Source organism: Pseudomonas sp. E102, from assembly GCF_052660185.1.
This window is the reverse complement of record NZ_CP084025.1, coordinates 559,086-576,016: the sequence shown is the minus strand read 5'-3', so window position 1 is coordinate 576,016 and position 16,931 is coordinate 559,086. Positions and strand designations below refer to the sequence as shown.

At 60.1% G+C, this 16,931-nt stretch carries 15 protein-coding genes; 11 read left to right on the top strand and 4 right to left on the bottom strand.

Annotated features, from left to right (window positions below; all coding sequences use genetic code 11):
- Positions 1-41 precede the first annotated feature (41 nt).
- Positions 42-1,391 carry a spinster family MFS transporter gene (locus DOCECA_RS02790; RefSeq protein ID WP_434562648.1) on the bottom strand — a complete coding sequence of 450 codons (1,350 nt, stop codon included), beginning with the start codon at positions 1,389-1,391 and terminating at the stop codon, positions 42-44.
- Positions 1,392-1,752: 361 nt separating this feature from the next.
- Between DOCECA_RS02790 and DOCECA_RS02785 the strand changes: the two genes are divergently transcribed.
- Entirely contained in the window at positions 1,753-3,927 is a 2,175-nt protein-coding gene (locus DOCECA_RS02785; RefSeq protein ID WP_420764335.1) for a hypothetical protein, read from the top strand.
- 285 nt (positions 3,928-4,212) lie between these two features.
- Here DOCECA_RS02785 and DOCECA_RS02780 read toward each other — a convergent pair whose 3' ends face one another.
- Positions 4,213-4,518 (bottom strand): DUF2288 domain-containing protein, encoded by a 306-nt coding sequence (locus tag DOCECA_RS02780; RefSeq protein WP_264428324.1) that lies wholly within the window; start codon positions 4,516-4,518, stop codon positions 4,213-4,215.
- A 42-nt stretch (positions 4,519-4,560) separates the two neighbouring features.
- Between DOCECA_RS02780 and DOCECA_RS02775 the strand changes: the two genes are divergently transcribed.
- The 6 genes from DOCECA_RS02775 (at position 4,561) to DOCECA_RS02750 (ending at position 9,858) form a co-directional block, all read left to right on the top strand.
- The gene (locus tag DOCECA_RS02775) at positions 4,561-4,797 is read left to right on the top strand and encodes a hypothetical protein (RefSeq protein ID WP_434650143.1); all 237 of its coding nucleotides are present in this window, start codon (positions 4,561-4,563) and stop codon (positions 4,795-4,797) included.
- A 60-nt stretch (positions 4,798-4,857) separates the two neighbouring features.
- Positions 4,858-5,985 carry a branched-chain amino acid ABC transporter substrate-binding protein gene (locus DOCECA_RS02770; RefSeq protein WP_420764333.1) on the top strand — a complete coding sequence of 376 codons (1,128 nt, stop codon included), beginning with the start codon at positions 4,858-4,860 and terminating at the stop codon, positions 5,983-5,985.
- 230 nt (positions 5,986-6,215) lie between these two features.
- Entirely contained in the window at positions 6,216-7,139 is a 924-nt protein-coding gene (gene livH, locus DOCECA_RS02765) for a high-affinity branched-chain amino acid ABC transporter permease LivH (protein ID WP_434609939.1), read from the top strand.
- On the top strand, positions 7,136-8,392 hold the full coding sequence (locus DOCECA_RS02760; protein ID WP_420764331.1) for a high-affinity branched-chain amino acid ABC transporter permease LivM: 1,257 nt from the start codon (positions 7,136-7,138) through the stop codon (positions 8,390-8,392). The genes livH and DOCECA_RS02760 overlap by 4 nt, the downstream gene beginning before the upstream one ends.
- Positions 8,389-9,156, top strand: coding sequence for a high-affinity branched-chain amino acid ABC transporter ATP-binding protein LivG (gene livG / locus DOCECA_RS02755; protein ID WP_420764330.1), 768 nt, complete (start codon positions 8,389-8,391; stop codon positions 9,154-9,156). The genes DOCECA_RS02760 and livG overlap by 4 nt, the downstream gene beginning before the upstream one ends.
- Positions 9,157-9,858, top strand: a complete 702-nt coding sequence (locus tag DOCECA_RS02750) for an ABC transporter ATP-binding protein (protein ID WP_072409624.1) — start codon at positions 9,157-9,159, stop codon at positions 9,856-9,858. It begins immediately after the preceding gene.
- A 189-nt stretch (positions 9,859-10,047) separates the two neighbouring features.
- On the opposite strand, the gene DOCECA_RS02745 is transcribed toward DOCECA_RS02750, so the two are convergent.
- Positions 10,048-10,956 (bottom strand): LysR family transcriptional regulator, encoded by a 909-nt coding sequence (locus DOCECA_RS02745; protein ID WP_434562640.1) that lies wholly within the window; start codon positions 10,954-10,956, stop codon positions 10,048-10,050.
- A gap of 104 nt (positions 10,957-11,060) precedes the next feature.
- On the opposite strand from DOCECA_RS02745, the gene DOCECA_RS02740 reads away from it, so the two are divergent.
- From DOCECA_RS02740 to DOCECA_RS02730, 3 genes are all read left to right on the top strand, one after another.
- Positions 11,061-11,660 (top strand): short chain dehydrogenase, encoded by a 600-nt coding sequence (locus tag DOCECA_RS02740; RefSeq protein ID WP_434562638.1) that lies wholly within the window; start codon positions 11,061-11,063, stop codon positions 11,658-11,660.
- A gap of 59 nt (positions 11,661-11,719) precedes the next feature.
- On the top strand, positions 11,720-12,394 hold the full coding sequence (locus DOCECA_RS02735) for a COG3650 family protein (RefSeq protein ID WP_434611532.1): 675 nt from the start codon (positions 11,720-11,722) through the stop codon (positions 12,392-12,394).
- Between the two features lie 109 nt (positions 12,395-12,503).
- Positions 12,504-14,117, top strand: coding sequence for an NAD(P)/FAD-dependent oxidoreductase (locus DOCECA_RS02730; protein WP_434675272.1), 1,614 nt, complete (start codon positions 12,504-12,506; stop codon positions 14,115-14,117).
- A gap of 124 nt (positions 14,118-14,241) precedes the next feature.
- Here the strand turns inward: DOCECA_RS02730 and DOCECA_RS02725 are convergent, their stop codons facing one another.
- The gene (locus DOCECA_RS02725; protein ID WP_445571418.1) at positions 14,242-15,336 is read right to left on the bottom strand and encodes a PLP-dependent cysteine synthase family protein; all 1,095 of its coding nucleotides are present in this window, start codon (positions 15,334-15,336) and stop codon (positions 14,242-14,244) included.
- Between the two features lie 263 nt (positions 15,337-15,599).
- Here DOCECA_RS02725 and nhaA point away from each other — a divergent pair, with 263 nt between their 5' ends.
- The gene (gene nhaA / locus DOCECA_RS02720; protein WP_434609931.1) at positions 15,600-16,787 is read left to right on the top strand and encodes a Na+/H+ antiporter NhaA; all 1,188 of its coding nucleotides are present in this window, start codon (positions 15,600-15,602) and stop codon (positions 16,785-16,787) included.
- The last annotated feature ends 144 nt before the right edge of the window (positions 16,788-16,931 follow it).

The following is a 16,931-nucleotide window of genomic DNA, read 5'->3' as shown; positions in this document are numbered from 1 at the left end:
AATCCCCTCGCCACAAAAGCTGTTTCGCCAGCAGTTTGATCTCAAGCTGTCGCCGCCACGCCCGCCGGCTCCACCACGACGCTCATCCCGTCCTTCATCCGCTTGGCATCGCGCACGAAGCAGCGAGACGCCAGGAACAGGAACACCATGGTCAGCAACAGCGCCACCGGGATCAGATACATCGCGTCATGCAGGCCGATGGCCTTGAAGGCTTCGGTCATTTGCGGGGCACCTGCTACAGCCATCGCCGTGTGGGCGAAGTAGTCGGACAAGCCGCCCACCACCACCGGCCCGAGGCCGCCGCCGAGCAGATACAGCCCGGCAAAATACAAGGCCATCGCCGTAGCACGCAGTCGCGGCTCCACCACGTCCTGGATCGCGGTATAGACGCAGGTGTAGAAGTTATAGGCAAACAACCAACCAACGCTGAACACGGCCACGAAAACACCGATCTCGATGCGCCCGGCATGGAGGGCCCACGCCGTGGTCACTGTCGAAATGGCCAGGCTGAACGCTGCAAACAACAGACGGCCGTTGGGCACGCGCTGGTGGATCTTGTCTGCGACCCAGCCGCCAAGGGTCAGCCCGAACAATCCGGTCACGCCCACCATGATGCCGGTCGCCACGGCCGCCTCGTGCAGCGGCATCCCGAAATACCGTTGCAGCATTGGCACCAGGAATGAGTTGCAGGCGTAGGTGGCGAAGTTGAAGCACAGCCCCGCCAGCACCAACCAGAGAAAGGTCGGAATCGCCAGCACCCGGCGAACCGGTTTATCAACCTTCTCTTGGGACACCTGCACGGTTTCCGCCGCGCCGCGCTTGGGTTCCTTGATGAAGAACATGAACACCGCCAGCACCAGCCCCGGCACCGCCGCGATGAAGAAAGGCGCACGCCAGCTGTCGAAGGCCTTGACCATCGCGCCGATGGTGAAGAACGCCAACAACAGGCCCAGCGGCAGCCCCAGCATGAAGATGCCCATTGCCCGAGCCCGGCGGTGAGCCGGGAACAGATCGCCAATCAATGAATTGGCGGCCGGCGCATAGCTGGCCTCACCGATGCCCACGCCCATGCGCACCACCAGGAACGCCCAGAAACTGCCCACCAGGCCATTCACCGCGGTCAATCCGCTCCAGGCGGCCAGGCCCCAGCCCATCAACTTGCTGCGCGAACCGGTATCGGCCATGCGCCCCAGCGGCAAGCCCGCAATAGCGTAGACAATGGTGAACGCGGTGCCGATGATGCCGATCTGGAAGTCGCTGAGGCTCCACTCCATGCGGATCGGCTCGATGATGATCGCCGGGATGGTGCGATCGAAGAAGTTGAACAGGTTGGCCAGGAACAACAGGAACAGAATGCGCCAGGCATTCGCCGCTTGGGTCGAGTTCTGCATGGGTCCGTCTCTTTTTATTGTTGGGCGAGGCATCCGAGCCCGGAGTCTGCAATCTAGACAGCGGGACGCGAGCTGTCTCCAATCATTCGCACGGCTGATACCAAACCATGGCGCAGGGCGTGTTTCATTGCTTTGGTCAATTTGCTGCAACAACTGCCATCATTTTGCCTGCTCTTGATTAAAGAACCTCGCGCGATGGCCGATCCAACATGATCAGGAATAGATTCTCCCGAGCGCTGCTCAGGCTGCAGCCCTGAACGCTTGGGCCGACATTCGCGTTGCCATCAAAGGACGCGAGTTCCCATTCGCGATGGTTCGATGACATATCGTCGATCCGACCAGTCCAGGCATACGGCGCACAATGACTTCCAAAAAAACAGCCACTGCGGTTTCCGATCTGACCTTGAGCCCAGCCGCCAACGGCCCTGAAACCTCGACGCTGTCGAGCAGCTCGCGATCCCTGGCTACCCAGCAATACCTGTATTTCACCGAGACCAACACCGACCGCATCCTCGACAACCTCGACGGCCTGCGCGATGCCGTGTTCCCCCGTCCGCCGCACCTGGTGGACGACGAGAGCGAACGTGGCCAGCAGGAGTTCCCATCGGTTTGCCTGATCGGCCTGGGTCGCTGCGGTTCCAACATCGCCCTGGACGTCGCGGAGTTGGTCTACAACGCCCGCAAGTTCTACCTCAACGAATTCAATGCCGAGGATAAAAACTACGGCGACAAAAGTTATCGCCCGGCGCAGTGGATGCGCAACCTGCGCCTGGGCAACAGCAAGGCAAGCAAACCGGTGTTCCTGGTGGAACCGCTGGTCATGCTGGGAGACTTGGACAAGGACATCGCCGGGCGCATCCGTTTCTCGCGCAAAGGCGAGAAAAGCGGCTTCTTGCGCGACTACAGCAAGATGAAAATCATGGACCTGTCGGAAGTCCATGCCGGTGGCGCCGGCAACGCGCCGATCCTCGGCCAGTATCTGGCGAAGATCATCCTGAACAAGGACACCCAGCGTTTCTCCAGCCCCGACTGGAAGATGATTCACTCGTACCTGATCGACAGCTGCGGCATCAAGGCCAACCAGTCGCGCCTGTATTTTTCGATCTTCAGCGCCGGCGGCGGTACCGGTTCGGGCATGGCCTCGGAGTTTGGCCTGGCCCAGCAGTACTCCTACATGAACAAGACGTTCGACACCAAGCCGATGGACGAACACGATAGCAAGAGCGGTCACTCCTTCGTCTTCGAGCCGATTTTCACCAGCGGCATCTGTGTGCTGCCGAATATCTCCGACCACCGCAGCGAAATGTCCGAGGCTCTGCACATCAACGCCGGTCGGCTGTTGTGCAAATACCTCTCGGAAGAATGGGATTTCTCGTACAACTTCGCCAACGAAGACAGCAGCGAAGCCAGCGTCATGGGCCGCATCCGTCCGTGGAACGCGATGATGTTGATCTCCAACGACATCATGCGCTACGCCGAAGAGAGTGATGACGGCAACATCCAGAACATAGATGTCAATGCCATGGAAAAGCACGCCAACCAGTACATTTCTCAGCAGATATTCAACATCCTGACGGCCCAGGCCGTGACCACCGACTACGACCAGAACTACTTCCGTCGCGCCGGCATCGACATTGGTGAAACCATTCGCCTGGACGCCAACGACCTGTTCATGAGCCTGGCCGGCCCGGTGGCGATTGCCTACGCCGAGTCCGTGGTCCCGGAAACCCCGGCGCCGAGCGGCGACAAGTTCAAGGTGTTCGAGAAAGAGCCACCGCGCTTGAACATCGATGACCTGTTTTTCCGTTCCATCGACCTGCCGCACTTCAACAAAGTCACCCAGGCCATCGAAGGCATCAGCCTGTTGCCCATCGAGTCCAAGCGCTACCGCGCCTCGCTGGAGCAGTACAAGAACTCCGGCTACGACGCCGCTGCGCTGCATGACCTGCACTTCTTCAAGAACTGCTCGTCGGTGGTATCGATCGTCTCGTTGCCCAAGGATTACAAGCTGTCCTACATGGACTTGAACCGGCTCAAGACCCACCTCAACAGCCTGTTCCCCAACACCACGCTCAAGCGCTACGCGTTGGTGATCGGCGCCTCGGCGAACCTGTCGCTGACCACGCTGATCGCCAAGAGCCCGTGCCTTTCGGACGACTTCCTGACCCTGATCGTGGCGTTTATCAAACGCTGCTTCGCCCGTACGCCGTACCGCTTCGATGAGACCTTGGACAACTCGATCCTGGACTTCATCATCAACGAAGAATTCGACGAGGCACGCATCGACGACCTGCTCAATGAATTCGAGAACCCGGCGAAAATCCTCGACACCAACTGGTACGCGATCAAGCCGATGTATGAAAAGAAATACCGCGAGCTGATCAGCGACAAGGAAAAATTCGTCTCGATCAACGACATCCGCCTGTCCCGCGACTGCGTGAAGAAGTCCATCAAGTACCTGCGCGAGATCTACCGTCATCGGATCGGCAAGACCAAGGTTATTTCGCTTAATAACCATACTGGCCGTACTTATTAAGTCTGGCTTGAGACCGAGTCGCCCAAATCGCGAGCAAGCTCGCTCCCACAGGTTTTGTGAACACAGACCCATTGTGGGAGCGAGCTTGCTCGCGATAGCGGCCTTGAATCTCTCCCCAGAACAACATCCAGAAACAATTAAGCAGCCAAAAGGCTGCCCAATAAACTGTTCCCGTTACGTATACGTCACCCTGCCCTGTGGCGTTTCGCCACGGCAGGCTGTCATCTCGCTACTCACCTACACACTTTCAACCGAGCCAGGGAGCGAACCAAGTTGGTGCATCGATCAATTCGATGCCCTTTCCTGGATCATGATCCAAGGCGAAACCACCACCGCCCAGAGCTGCGGATCGCGCTCCAGAAAATCCAGCGCCCGCGTTTCAGACAGCTTGGCGACCTGCCCGGCGCCCAGCCAGGCGGCGACTTTGGTACCTTCGTCCTGGGCCACGGCCTCGGCGGCAGCGATCAGATCCAGTGCCGGATCGACCCACAATAGGGCACCCTTGGCAAAGAACGGCTCCAGCTCTTTCCAGGTGATGGATGCGGTTTCACCGAGCAATTTGGCATAGAGGGTGCTAGGTTCTTGATTCATGGGAGCTGTCCGGAAAAGAAATCGGCGCGAATGATAACGTCGGTGGTCTGGCAGAAAAACCCAGTTGCAATTGCAGCACCGATTGAAAAGCGCAGCAAAGCCAAGGATTGCCGATTTGACCGGACAACCCTCGCCGCGAATCTGTCTTTTTCTTTCAATAAAGCGACACCCTCAGGTTTTGCCCCCAAGCGCCAGCTTCCCTTGCCAACAATCGGCGCTCTACACTGTACCGGTACAGTTGCCGGGGGCATTTTCCGCGAGGATATCCAAGATATCTGACCCGGTTCTGCTGCTACGGCGCCAGGACTATAAAAACTACAACAGCATGAGTGGAGCACTATGACTAAGGCTACTAAGCAGATTTCCAAACTGTTTGCCGCTATGGTTCTGGCCGGGGTTGCCAGCCATTCGTTTGCCGCCGATACCATCAAGATCGGCATCGCCGGCCCGAAAACCGGCCCTGTAGCCCAATACGGCGACATGCAGTTCAGCGGCTCCAAGATGGCGATCGAGCAAATCAACGCCAAGGGCGGCGTCGACGGCAAGAAACTCGAAGCCGTTGAATACGATGACGCCTGCGATCCAAAACAAGCGGTCGCCGTCGCGAACAAGGTCGTCAACGACGGCGTCAAGTTCGTGATCGGCCACCTGTGCTCCAGCTCCACCCAGCCGGCTTCGGACATCTACGAAGACGAAGGCGTGATCATGATCACCCCAGCGGCCACCAGCCCGGACATCACCGCCCGTGGCTACAAGATGATCTTCCGCACCATCGGTCTGGACAGTGCCCAAGGCCCAGCGGCCGGCAACTACATCGCCGATCACGTCAAGCCGAAAATCGTTGCGGTCCTGCACGACAAGCAGCAGTACGGTGAAGGCATCGCCAGCGCGGTGAAAGCCACCCTCGAGAAGAAAGGCACCAAGGTTGCCGTGTTCGAAGGCGTCAACGCCGGCGACAAGGACTTCTCCGCGATCATCGCCAAGCTCAAGCAAGCCGGTGTCGACTTCGTTTACTACGGCGGTTACCACCCGGAGCTGGGCCTGATCCTGCGTCAAGCCCAGGAAAAGGGCCTGAAAGCCCGCTTCATGGGTCCGGAAGGCGTGGGCAACGATTCGATCACCCAGATCGCCAAGGATGCTTCCGAAGGCCTGCTGGTGACCCTGCCGAAGTCCTTCGACCAGGATCCGGCCAACGTTGCATTGGCTGACGCGTTCAAAGCGAAGAAGGAAGACCCGAGCGGCCCGTTCGTGTTCCCGTCCTACTCCGCAGTGACCGTGATTGCCGAAGGCATCAAGGCGGCCAAGTCCGAAGACGCGACCAAAGTGGCTGAAGCCATCCACGCCGGCACTTTCAAGACGCCGACCGGTGACCTGAGCTTCGATGAAAAGGGCGACCTGAAAGACTTCAAATTCGTGGTTTACGAGTGGCACAACGGCAAACCTAAAACTGAAGTTTCGCCTCAGTAAGGCGCTGCCTCACTGACTGCCAATAAAGCCCACGGCGTGCCGTGGGCTTTGTTTTACGAATGTATGGGCCGCGCTGGCGTGATCCGCCAGTCTCCCCACCTGAAAATCTCAAAACCGTCATCAGCGGTTCGCTGGCAAAACCCGGATTCGAAGTGGATAGAGATCCACGGGGCCGGGCGGGAAAATGACTCCACCAGTGAAATGCGTATCAGGTTTTTAGGAGCGCTGTAATGCCTGACATCTATCACTTCTTCCAACAGCTGGTTAACGGCCTTAACGTTGGCAGCATGTATGCCCTGATCGCCATCGGCTACACGATGGTTTACGGCATCATTGGAATGATCAACTTCGCCCACGGCGAGGTGTACATGATCGGCTCCTACGTGGCGTTCATCGCCATTGCCGGGCTGACCATGATGGGACTCGACAGTGTCCCGCTGTTGATGACCGCGGCTTTTATCGCGAGCATCGTGGTCACCAGTTCCTATGGCTACAGCATCGAACGGATCGCCTATCGCCCCTTGCGCGGCAGCAACCGTCTTATCCCGCTGATTTCCGCCATTGGTATGTCGATTTTCCTGCAGAACACCGTTCTGCTGGCGCAAGACTCCAAGGACAAAGCAATCCCCAACCTGATCCCTGGCAACTTCGCCTTCGGTCCGGGTGGCGCACAAGAAGTGCTGATTTCCTACATGCAGATCGTGGTGTTCGTCGTCACTGTGATCGCCATGCTCGGCCTGACCCTGTTCATCTCCCGTTCTCGCCTGGGCCGCGCCTGCCGCGCCTGTGCCGAGGACATCAAGATGGCCAACCTGCTCGGCATCAACACCAACAACATCATCGCCCTGACTTTTGTCATTGGTGCTGCGCTGGCAGCCGTTGCGGCTGTTCTGCTGAGCATGCAATACGGCGTGATCAACCCGAACGCTGGTTTCCTCGTCGGCCTCAAGGCCTTCACCGCTGCGGTATTGGGCGGCATCGGCAGCATTCCCGGAGCCATGCTCGGTGGATTGGTGCTGGGGGTGGCGGAAGCCTTTGGCGCCGATATTTTCGGCGACCAGTACAAGGACGTCGTTGCATTCGGCTTGTTGGTTCTGGTGCTGTTGTTCCGTCCGACCGGCATTCTGGGCCGTCCGGAGGTTGAGAAAGTATGACTAGGAATCTTAAACAGGCACTGTTCAGTGCCTTGCTGGTCTGGGCCGTGGCCTACCCGGTACTCGGTCTGAAACTGACCATCGTCGGTATCAACCTGGAAGTGCACAACACCAGCCCTGCGGTGCTTGCGACCATCGCGATCTGCTCGGTGCTGATGTTCCTGCGCGTGCTGTTCAACCAGCAAATCAGCAAGGCCTGGCGCTCCTCCCCGGGCCTGCCGCTGATCCCGGCCAAGGCCAGCAACTTCCTGACCCTGCCAACGACTCAGCGCTATTTCATCATCGCCCTCATCATCGTCGCGCTGGTATGGCCGTTCTTCGGCTCGCGCGGCGCGGTGGACATCGCTACGCTGATTCTGATCTACGTGATGCTCGGCCTGGGCCTGAACATCGTGGTAGGCCTGGCCGGCCTGCTGGACCTGGGTTACGTCGGTTTCTACGCCGTCGGCGCCTACAGCTACGCGCTGCTGTCCCACTACTTCGGCCTGAGCTTCTGGATCTGCCTGCCGATCGCCGGGCTGATGGCTGCCACCTTCGGTTTCCTGCTGGGTTTCCCGGTCCTGCGCTTGCGTGGTGACTATCTGGCGATCGTGACCCTGGGTTTCGGTGAGATCATCCGGCTGTTCCTGCGTAACATGACCGACATCACCGGTGGTCCGAACGGCATCAGCAACATCGAGAAGCCGACGTTCTTCGGCCTGACCTTCGAGCGCAAGGCCGCCGAAGGCTTGCAGACCTTCCACGAGTACTTCGGCCTGCAATACAACTCGATCAACAAGGTGATCTTCCTGTACCTGGTTGCCCTGTTGCTGGCACTGGCGGCACTGTTTGTCATCAATCGCCTGCTGCGCATGCCGATCGGCCGTGCGTGGGAAGCGCTGCGTGAAGACGAAATCGCCTGCCGCGCGCTGGGTCTCAACCCAACCGTGATCAAACTGTCGGCCTTCACCCTCGGTGCTGCGTTCGCCGGTTTCGCCGGTAGCTTCTTCGCGGCTCGCCAGGGCCTGGTGACGCCCGAATCGTTCACCTTCATCGAGTCGGCGATCATCCTCGCCATCGTCGTGCTGGGCGGGATGGGCTCGCAGCTGGGCGTGATCCTGGCGGCGATCGTGATGATCCTGCTGCCTGAAATGATGCGTGAATTCAGTGAATACCGCATGTTGATGTTCGGCGCCTTGATGGTGCTGATGATGATCTGGCGTCCTCAAGGTCTGCTGCCTATGCAACGCCCACACATGGAGCTGCGCAAATGAGCCGCGAGATCCTCAAAGTTGAAAACTTGAGCATGCGCTTCGGCGGCTTGCTTGCGGTCAACGGCGTGGCCCTGACCGTGAAAGAGAAACAGGTGGTTGCCCTGATCGGGCCGAACGGCGCGGGCAAGACCACAGTGTTCAACTGCCTGACCGGCTTCTACCAGCCCACCGGCGGCACCATCCTGCTGGACGGCGAGCCGATCCAGGGCCTGGCCGGCCATCACATCGCTCGCAAGGGCGTGGTGCGGACCTTCCAGAACGTGCGGCTGTTCAAGGACATGACGGCGGTCGAGAACCTGTTGATCGCCCAGCACCGTCACCTGAACACCAACTTCTTCGCGGGCCTGTTCAAGACCCCGGCGTTCCGCAAGAGCGAACGCGAGGCGATGGAGTACGCCGCGTACTGGCTGGACAAGGTCAACCTCACCGAGTTCGCCAACCGTACCGCCGGCACCCTGGCCTACGGTCAGCAACGGCGCCTGGAAATCGCCCGCTGCATGATGACCCGCCCGCGGATCCTCATGCTCGACGAACCGGCCGCCGGCCTGAACCCGAAGGAAACCGAAGACCTGAAGGCGCTCATCAGCGTGTTGCGCGAGGAGCACAACGTCACCGTCCTGCTGATCGAGCACGATATGAAGCTGGTCATGAGCATTTCCGACCACATCGTCGTGATCAACCAGGGCACGCCGCTGGCCGACGGTACGCCGGAACAGATCCGCGATAATCCCGAAGTGATCAAAGCCTACCTGGGGGAAGCGTAAATGCTGCAATTCGAAAACGTTTCCACCTTCTACGGCAAGATCCAGGCGCTGCACAGCGTCAACGTCGAGGTCCGCCAGGGCGAAATCGTCACGCTGATCGGCGCCAACGGTGCTGGCAAATCGACGCTGCTGATGACCCTCTGCGGTTCGCCCCAGGCCCACAGCGGCAGCATCCGCTACATGGGCGAGGAACTGGTGGGCCAGGAGTCGGCGCAGATCATGCGCAAGAGCATCGCTGTGGTGCCTGAAGGCCGTCGGGTATTTGCCCGGCTGACCGTGGAAGAAAACCTCGCCATGGGCGGGTTCTTCACCGACAAGGGCGACTATCAGGAACAGATGGACAAGGTGCTGCACCTTTTCCCACGCCTGAAAGAGCGTTTTACCCAGCGCGGCGGCACCATGTCCGGTGGCGAACAGCAAATGCTCGCCATCGGCCGTGCGCTGATGAGCAAGCCCAAGCTGCTGCTGCTCGACGAGCCTTCCCTGGGCCTGGCACCGATCATCATCCAGCAGATCTTCGACATCATCGAACAGCTGCGCAAGGATGGCGTGACGGTGTTCCTGGTGGAGCAGAACGCCAACCAGGCGCTGAAAATCGCCGACCGGGCGTACGTGTTGGAGAACGGTCGCGTGGTGATGCAAGGCACCGGTGAAGCGCTGCTGACCGACCCGAAAGTGCGCGAGGCGTACCTGGGCGGCTGAGGCTGTCACCAAGAAAAAAACGGCCTTCGGGCCGTTTTTTTTTATCTGGATGCGCACGCCCCCGTGGCGAGGGAGCTTGCCCCCCCCTGGGCCGGTCCGACGCCTCGGGCGTAGCGGCCCCCAGTTCTTGCGGTCGCTACGCAACCGAGCGGGAGCAAGCTCCCTCGCCACGGGTATAGCGTCTTCACTCTACAACCGATCCAACGCCTCCCCACTGCGCTTGAACCATTCAATCAAATAATCAGCCAGCACCTGGGTACGCTTGGGCAACCCACCCTGATAAGGATGCACCAGGTACATCGGCATGCGCCGGGTCTGGAAATCGCGCAACAGCCAACGCAGGCGTCCGTCCGCCAGCTCTTCATGGAGCAAATACGATGGCAAACGGGCGATACCCGCGTCGGCCAAGGCGGCTTTTTTCAACAGGCTGTAATGGTTACTGGCGAACGGCCCGGACACTCGCACCCGCAACAATTCGTGCTGCTGGTGATACAGCCACTCTTCCCGACCACTGTAGTGGCTGTTGAGCAGGCACTTGTGCTCCACCAAGGCGTGGGGGGACTCGGGTTCGCCGTAGCGTTCCAGGTAGGCCGGGCTGGCGCAGGTCATTTCATGCCAGGCCAGCAACGGTCGAGCCACCAACCGCTCATCGACCGCCGCATCCGAACGAATCGCCAAATCGAAGCCATCGCGGGTTAAATCGCGGTAACCATTGTTGAGCTCCAGCTCAATCTGCACGTCGGGATAGGCACAGGCAAATTCCGTAAGCAATCCCTCGAAGAACGTTTCGCCCAACGAAACCGGAACCGTCATGCGCACCGGCCCGGAAATTTCGCCCTTCAAGCGCGCCAACGCCTGACGCGCCCTTTCCACCTGGACCAACAATGCCTGGGCCTGGGGCAACAGCGCAGCGCCCGCCGCCGTCAGGCTAAGGCGTCGTGTCGTGCGCTGGAGCAGCAGCACCGAAAACCGCTCTTCCAACAGACTGATGCGCTTGGACAGTTGCCCCTTGCTGCACCCCAACTGCTGCGCCGCCAAGGTGAAACTCCCAGCCTCCACCAGCACGGCGAACGCCGCGAGGTCATCTATCTCGCTCACTGGATTGTTTCCAATTGAAAACCAAAGGTTTCCTATTAGCACGATTATCCCGAAGAAAATCCAGCCTAAACTGCAACCTCGTTCAAACCAATGAGGAACAGCCCATGAAAATCCTGTTGATCGGCGCCAACGGCACCATCGGTTCGGCCATCGATAATGAATTATCGCCCCGCCACGAAATCGTACGCATCGGCCGCCATAGCGGTGACGTACAAGTCGATATCAGCGACAGCGCCTCGATCCGCGCCTTGTTTGAAAAGACCGGCCGCTTCGACGCGCTGGTCTGTGCCGCGGGCAATGTCACCTTCGCACCTCTGGGCGACATGACCGAAGACAGCTTTGCCCTAGGCCTGAAGGACAAACTGATGGGCCAGGTCAATCTGCTGCTGATCGGCCGCGAGTTCGCCAACGACGGTGCATCCTTTACCTTCACCACTGGCGTACTTAGCCACGACCCCATCAAGAGCGGCGCTTCGGCGGCACTGGTGAACGGCGCCCTCGACAGTTTCGTGCGCGCGGCGGCAATCGAATTGCCGCGCGGGCTACGGGTCAATTCGGTAAGCCCGAACGTGCTTCTGGAAGCCATGGACAACTATGCGCCGTACTTCCGTGGCTATAAGCCCGTTCCTGCGGCGGAAGTGGCGTTGGCCTACGCGAAGAGTGTCGAAGGCCTGCAAACCGGCCAGACCTTTCACGTGGGCTGACCCCTTGTGATAGAGGGACAGTCTGAGTAACGTGGCGGCACTTGTCTGGAGACCCAATGATGCGTGCCGCTCGTTCCCTGCTGTTTGTCGCCCTCCTCCCGCTTTTCGCCGGCTGCCAGCTGCTCGAAGCCCCGCGCCAGAGCGCGCCCCATGCGGGGCAAACACGTATGCAAGGCGAACTGACAGCCGCGGACGGCAAGTTGATGTTCCAGCCGTGCCAGGAACAGCGCCGCTACATGGTCAATGACGCCGGCGGCACCAGCGTCCTGCAACAAGCCGCCACCCTGGCGGATGATAGCGGCAAGTTGTTCGCCGACCTGCGCGGCCGCATCGTTTCCAGCGCATCGGCCGGTGCCGACAGCCAGCTGGACGTTGGCCAGCTCTATCGCCTGGAACCTTCGGGGACCGCGTGCGGCGACGCAGACTTCAAGCGCGTGATTCTGCGTGCAACGGGCCACAGCCCTGAATGGACCCTCACGGCCAGCGGCAAGGGCCTGGTGCTGGATCGGGTAGGTCAGCCGCCACTGGCGGTGCCCTATGTCGAGGAGCAATTGGGTGATGGCCGGTTCAACCTCGGTACCGAAGCCAATGGCCAGAAAGTCGAGCTATGGGTCACCCCGGCTCGCTGTGTCGACAGCGCCAGCGGCAGCGTGCAACACATGAGCGCCGAATTGCGGATCAACGGCCAGGTCCAGCGCGGATGTGCCTATTTCGGTGGCGCACGGGACGACTGACTTGTCGCCAGTCTGTTTTAACCTCACGGGTAGCAGGGAATGCAGCTTATAATCGCCGGTTTGAAGCACGCCCTGGCGCAGTTGTGCGCCCCGCGAACCGGATCCTGTCATGTTACGAATCACCGAACTCAAGCTGCCGATCGACCATCCCGAAGAAGACCTGCGTCCCGCCATCGTGCAACGCCTGGGCATCGCCAGCGATGACCTGCTCGACTTCACCTTGTTCAAGCGCAGCTATGACGCACGCAAGAAATCTTCCGAGCTGTGCTTCATTTACACCATCGACCTGACGGTGCGCGATGAAGCCAGCGTGCTGCGCAAGTTCGCTGATGACCGTAACGTCAACGAAGCGCCGGACGTCAGCTACAAAGTGGTTGGCCAGGCGCCGGCCGACCTGGGCGAACGGCCGATCGTGGTCGGCTTCGGCCCGTGCGGCATTTTCGCCGCCATGTTGCTCGCGCAGATGGGCTTCAAGCCGATCATCCTCGAGCGCGGCCCGGAGGTGCGCCAGCGCACCAAGGACACTTGGGGCCTGTGGCGCAAAAGCGTGCTCAACCCTGAATCCAACGTGCAATTCGGCGAGGGCGGTGCGGGGACATTCTCCGACGGCAAGCTCTACAGCCAGATCAAGGACCCTAAATTCCTTGGGCGCAAGGTCCTGCACGAGTTCGTCAAGGCCGGGGCGCCCGAAGAAATCCTCTACGTCAGCAAGCCACACATCGGTACGTTCCGCCTGACAGGCGTCGTGGAAAACATGCGTGAGCAGATTCGCGCGCTGGGCGGCGAAGTGCGCTTCGGGCAGCGAGTCACCGATGTGCTGATCGAAGACGGCCAATTGGTCGGTGTCGAGTTGGCCAGCGGTGAACAGATCCATTCCAAACACGTGATCCTTGCCCTGGGCCACAGCGCCCGGGACACGTTCCGCATGCTCCACAGCCGTGGCGTGTACATGGAAGCGAAGCCATTTTCGGTGGGTTTCCGCATCGAACACCCGCAATCACTGATCGACAGTGCACGCCTGGGCAAGTACGCCGGCCATCCGAAGCTCGGCGCGGCCGACTACAAACTGGTGCACCACGCCAAGAACGGCCGTTCGGTGTACAGCTTCTGCATGTGCCCGGGCGGTACAGTGGTGGCGGCGACTTCCGAGCCGAACCGGGTCGTGACCAACGGCATGAGCCAGTATTCACGTAACGAGCGCAACGCCAACTCCGGCATCGTTGTCGGCATTACCCCGGAAGTGGATTACCCGGGGGGCCCGCTGGCGGGAATCGAGTTGCAGGAGCGCCTGGAGTCCCACGCCTTCGTACTTGGCGGCAGCAACTATGAGGCCCCCGCGCAACTGGTGGGCGATTTCATCGCCGGCAAGCCTTCGACGGCGCTGGGCAGCGTTGAACCGTCCTACAAACCGGGGGTTGCCTTGGGCGACCTGGCCCTGGCCCTGCCGGATTTCGCCATCGAAGCCATTCGTGAAGCGTTACCGGCGTTCGAGAAACAGATCCGTGGCTATTCGCTGCACGATGCAGTGCTCACCGGCATCGAGACGCGCACCTCGTCACCGCTGCGCATCACGCGAAACGAAACGCTGCAAAGCCTGAATGTGAAGGGCTTGTTCCCCGCTGGGGAAGGCGCCGGTTACGCAGGCGGCATCCTGTCGGCGGCCGTGGATGGAATCCGGATTGCCGAGGCGGTGGCGCGGGATATGCTCGGCCTCGAGGCCTGACATTCATCCCGGTGTGAGCGAGCTTGCTCGCGGTGGCGGTGGATCAGCCAGCATTTGTGTTGAATGTTGATCCGCTATCGCGAACAGGCTCGCTCCCACAAGGGATCTCAGCGTGTTCAAGAACTCAGATGTTAGCCCGCAACACACTCTCCGGCAGCGCTTCTCCGCGTTCCGCACACGCAGCCACCGCATCGATCAACCCACTCAACTCATACCCCTGCTGCTTGAGCCACGCCGGATCATAATAAGTCGTGGCATAACGCTCCCCGCCGTCGCAAAGAATGGCCACGATCGACCCTGACTCACCAGCATCCACCATCCCCTTCGCGGCGATCAGCGCGCCGATCAGGTTGGTACCGCTGGACCCACCTACCCGTCGCCCCAACCGCTTGGCCAGGTAATGCATGGCCGCGAGAGACAAGGCGTCCGGGACCTTGACCATCGCATCGATGACCGTGGGCAGGAACGACGCTTCGACCCGTGGTCGGCCGATGCCTTCGATCCGCGAGCCGCAATCCAGGCGCAGGCTGGCGTCGCCGCTGCGGTAGTAATCGAAGAATACCGAGCGCTCGGCGTCGGCACACAGCACATGGGTACAGTGCTGGCGGTAACGCACATAACGTCCCAGGGTGGCGGTCGTGCCACCGGTTCCGGGGCTGGAAATCAGCCAGGTCGGTTCCGGATGCTGCTCAAAACGCATCTGCTGGAAGATCGACTCGGCGATGTTGTTGTTGGCGCGCCAGTCCGTAGCGCGCTCGGCGTAGGTGAATTGGTCGATGAAATGGCCGTCATGCTCCCGCGCCAGGCGTTCGGACTCGGCGTAGATCTGCGTAGGATCATCCACCAAATGGCTCTGGCCGCCATAAAAGGCGATCTGTGCGATTTTTTCCCGAGAGGTCGTCGCCGGCATCACCGCAATGAATGGCAGGCCCAGCAACCGGGCGAAGTAGGCCTCGGAAATTGCCGTCGATCCGCTGGAGGCTTCGATCACCGGCGCCCCCGGCTTGAGCCAGCCGTTGCACAACGCATAGAGGAAAAGCGAACGAGCCAATCGATGCTTGAGGCTTCCAGTGGGATGGCTGGACTCATCCTTGAAGTACAGCTCAATGCCCGGCAACCCCGGCAACGGCAGTGGGATCAAGTGCGTATCGGCGCTGCGCTGGAAGTCCGCCTCGATGATACGGATGGCTTCACGCGCCCACGGGCGGTGGTCGTTCATGGTGTTTTCTCGCTGGATCGGTACGACGCAGGCAGACCGATAGCCACGGGGCACGATCTGGTTCGGAAATACGAGACGCAAGCTTAGGAAAAAACCGACATCGCGCACAGGTACAGCTAAGGTCCAATATGCCCGTCAACTGCCCGACGGCAATACAGGCGCTGTAACAGCATATAACAAAAAAGAATATAACTTTTGTTTTAACAACTAAGGGTACGGGTTAGGGTGTCCCTATCTTTGGATCCGATGAATGGAGAGCAGTCTTGGCTCTACGTAGCTCTATGACACGTTTTTTCCAACTGGAAGCGGCAAGCGGCCTTTTGTTGATCGCGGCCGCTGTGCTGGCCCTGGTGATCAACAATTCGCCGCTGGACTGGCTTTATAACGGCTTGCTGGAGACTCCGGTGGTGGCTCAGGTCGGCGCCTTGCAGATCGCCAAGCCCTTGCTGCTGTGGATCAACGACGGCCTGATGGCTATGTTCTTCCTGCTCATCGGCCTTGAGGTCAAGCGGGAGGTCCTCGACGGGCAATTGTCCAAACCATCGCAGATTGTCCTGCCGGGCGCTGCAGCCGTCGGCGGCATGCTGGTGCCGGCGCTCATCTACTGGTTCCTCAACCGCGACAACCCAGCCGCACTGGCCGGCTGGGCGATCCCGACGGCCACCGATATTGCCTTCGCCCTGGGCGTGCTGGCCTTGCTGGGCAAGCGAGTGCCGGTGTCGCTCAAGCTGTTCCTGATGACGCTGGCGATCATTGATGACCTGGGCGCCATTATCATCATTGCGATCTTCTACTCTGGCGACCTGTCGACCCTGTCATTGGGGCTGGCTGCGGCCTGCATCGCGGCATTGGTGGCAATGAACCGCATGGGCGTGGTCAAACTCGGCCCCTACATGGTGGTCGGGCTGATTCTGTGGGTTTGCGTGCTCAAGAGCGGTGTCCATGCCACCCTGGCGGGTGTCACCCTGGCCTTCTGCATTCCACTGCGCACGAAAAACGCTGAAACGTCGCCATTACTGACCCTCGAACATGCGCTTCATCCCTGGGTGGCGTATGGCATCCTGCCGCTGTTCGCCTTCGCCAACGCGGGTCTGTCGTTGAGCGGCGTCACCGTCGAAAGTTTTACTCACCACGTGCCGATGGGCATCGCGGTCGGGCTGTTGCTGGGCAAGGCAGTCGGTGTGTTCGGCCTGACCTGGCTCGCGGTGAAAGTCGGCATTGCCAGCCTTCCCGCCGGGGCGAACTGGGGGCAGATACTGGGGGTGGCGATTCTCTGCGGGATCGGTTTCACGATGAGCCTGTTCGTGGGTTCCCTGGCGTTCGCACCGGGTGCAAGTGAGTATGCAGGAATGGACCGGATGGGGATTCTTACCGGGTCGATCCTGGCGGCGGTAATTGGGTATGGGGTTACGGCGATGGCTAGTCGCAAGCCCGTTTCGCAGCATTCATGACGTGTTGAGCGGGCCGTACAGCGGGGCACTCATCCAGCGTTTTCATAGCTGAATCAGCGCCTATCGCGAGCAAGCTCGCTCCCACGGTTTTTTCGGCGGACGCACCATTCGGTGTATACCCCGATCCACTGTGGGAGCGAGCTT

Coding starts and splice junctions, on each gene's coding strand:
- DOCECA_RS02790 (WP_434562648.1), bottom strand. CDS start 1,391: ATGCAGAACTCGACCCAAGCGGCGAATGCCTGGCGCATTCTGTTCCTG.
- DOCECA_RS02785 (WP_420764335.1), top strand. CDS start 1,753: ATGACTTCCAAAAAAACAGCCACTGCGGTTTCCGATCTGACCTTGAGC.
- DOCECA_RS02780 (WP_264428324.1), bottom strand. CDS start 4,518: ATGAATCAAGAACCTAGCACCCTCTATGCCAAATTGCTCGGTGAAACC.
- DOCECA_RS02770 (WP_420764333.1), top strand. CDS start 4,858: ATGACTAAGGCTACTAAGCAGATTTCCAAACTGTTTGCCGCTATGGTT.
- livH (WP_434609939.1), top strand. CDS start 6,216: ATGCCTGACATCTATCACTTCTTCCAACAGCTGGTTAACGGCCTTAAC.
- DOCECA_RS02760 (WP_420764331.1), top strand. CDS start 7,136: ATGACTAGGAATCTTAAACAGGCACTGTTCAGTGCCTTGCTGGTCTGG.
- livG (WP_420764330.1), top strand. CDS start 8,389: ATGAGCCGCGAGATCCTCAAAGTTGAAAACTTGAGCATGCGCTTCGGC.
- DOCECA_RS02750 (WP_072409624.1), top strand. CDS start 9,157: ATGCTGCAATTCGAAAACGTTTCCACCTTCTACGGCAAGATCCAGGCG.
- DOCECA_RS02740 (WP_434562638.1), top strand. CDS start 11,061: ATGAAAATCCTGTTGATCGGCGCCAACGGCACCATCGGTTCGGCCATC.
- DOCECA_RS02735 (WP_434611532.1), top strand. CDS start 11,720: ATGCGTGCCGCTCGTTCCCTGCTGTTTGTCGCCCTCCTCCCGCTTTTC.
- DOCECA_RS02730 (WP_434675272.1), top strand. CDS start 12,504: ATGTTACGAATCACCGAACTCAAGCTGCCGATCGACCATCCCGAAGAA.
- DOCECA_RS02725 (WP_445571418.1), bottom strand. CDS start 15,336: ATGAACGACCACCGCCCGTGGGCGCGTGAAGCCATCCGTATCATCGAG.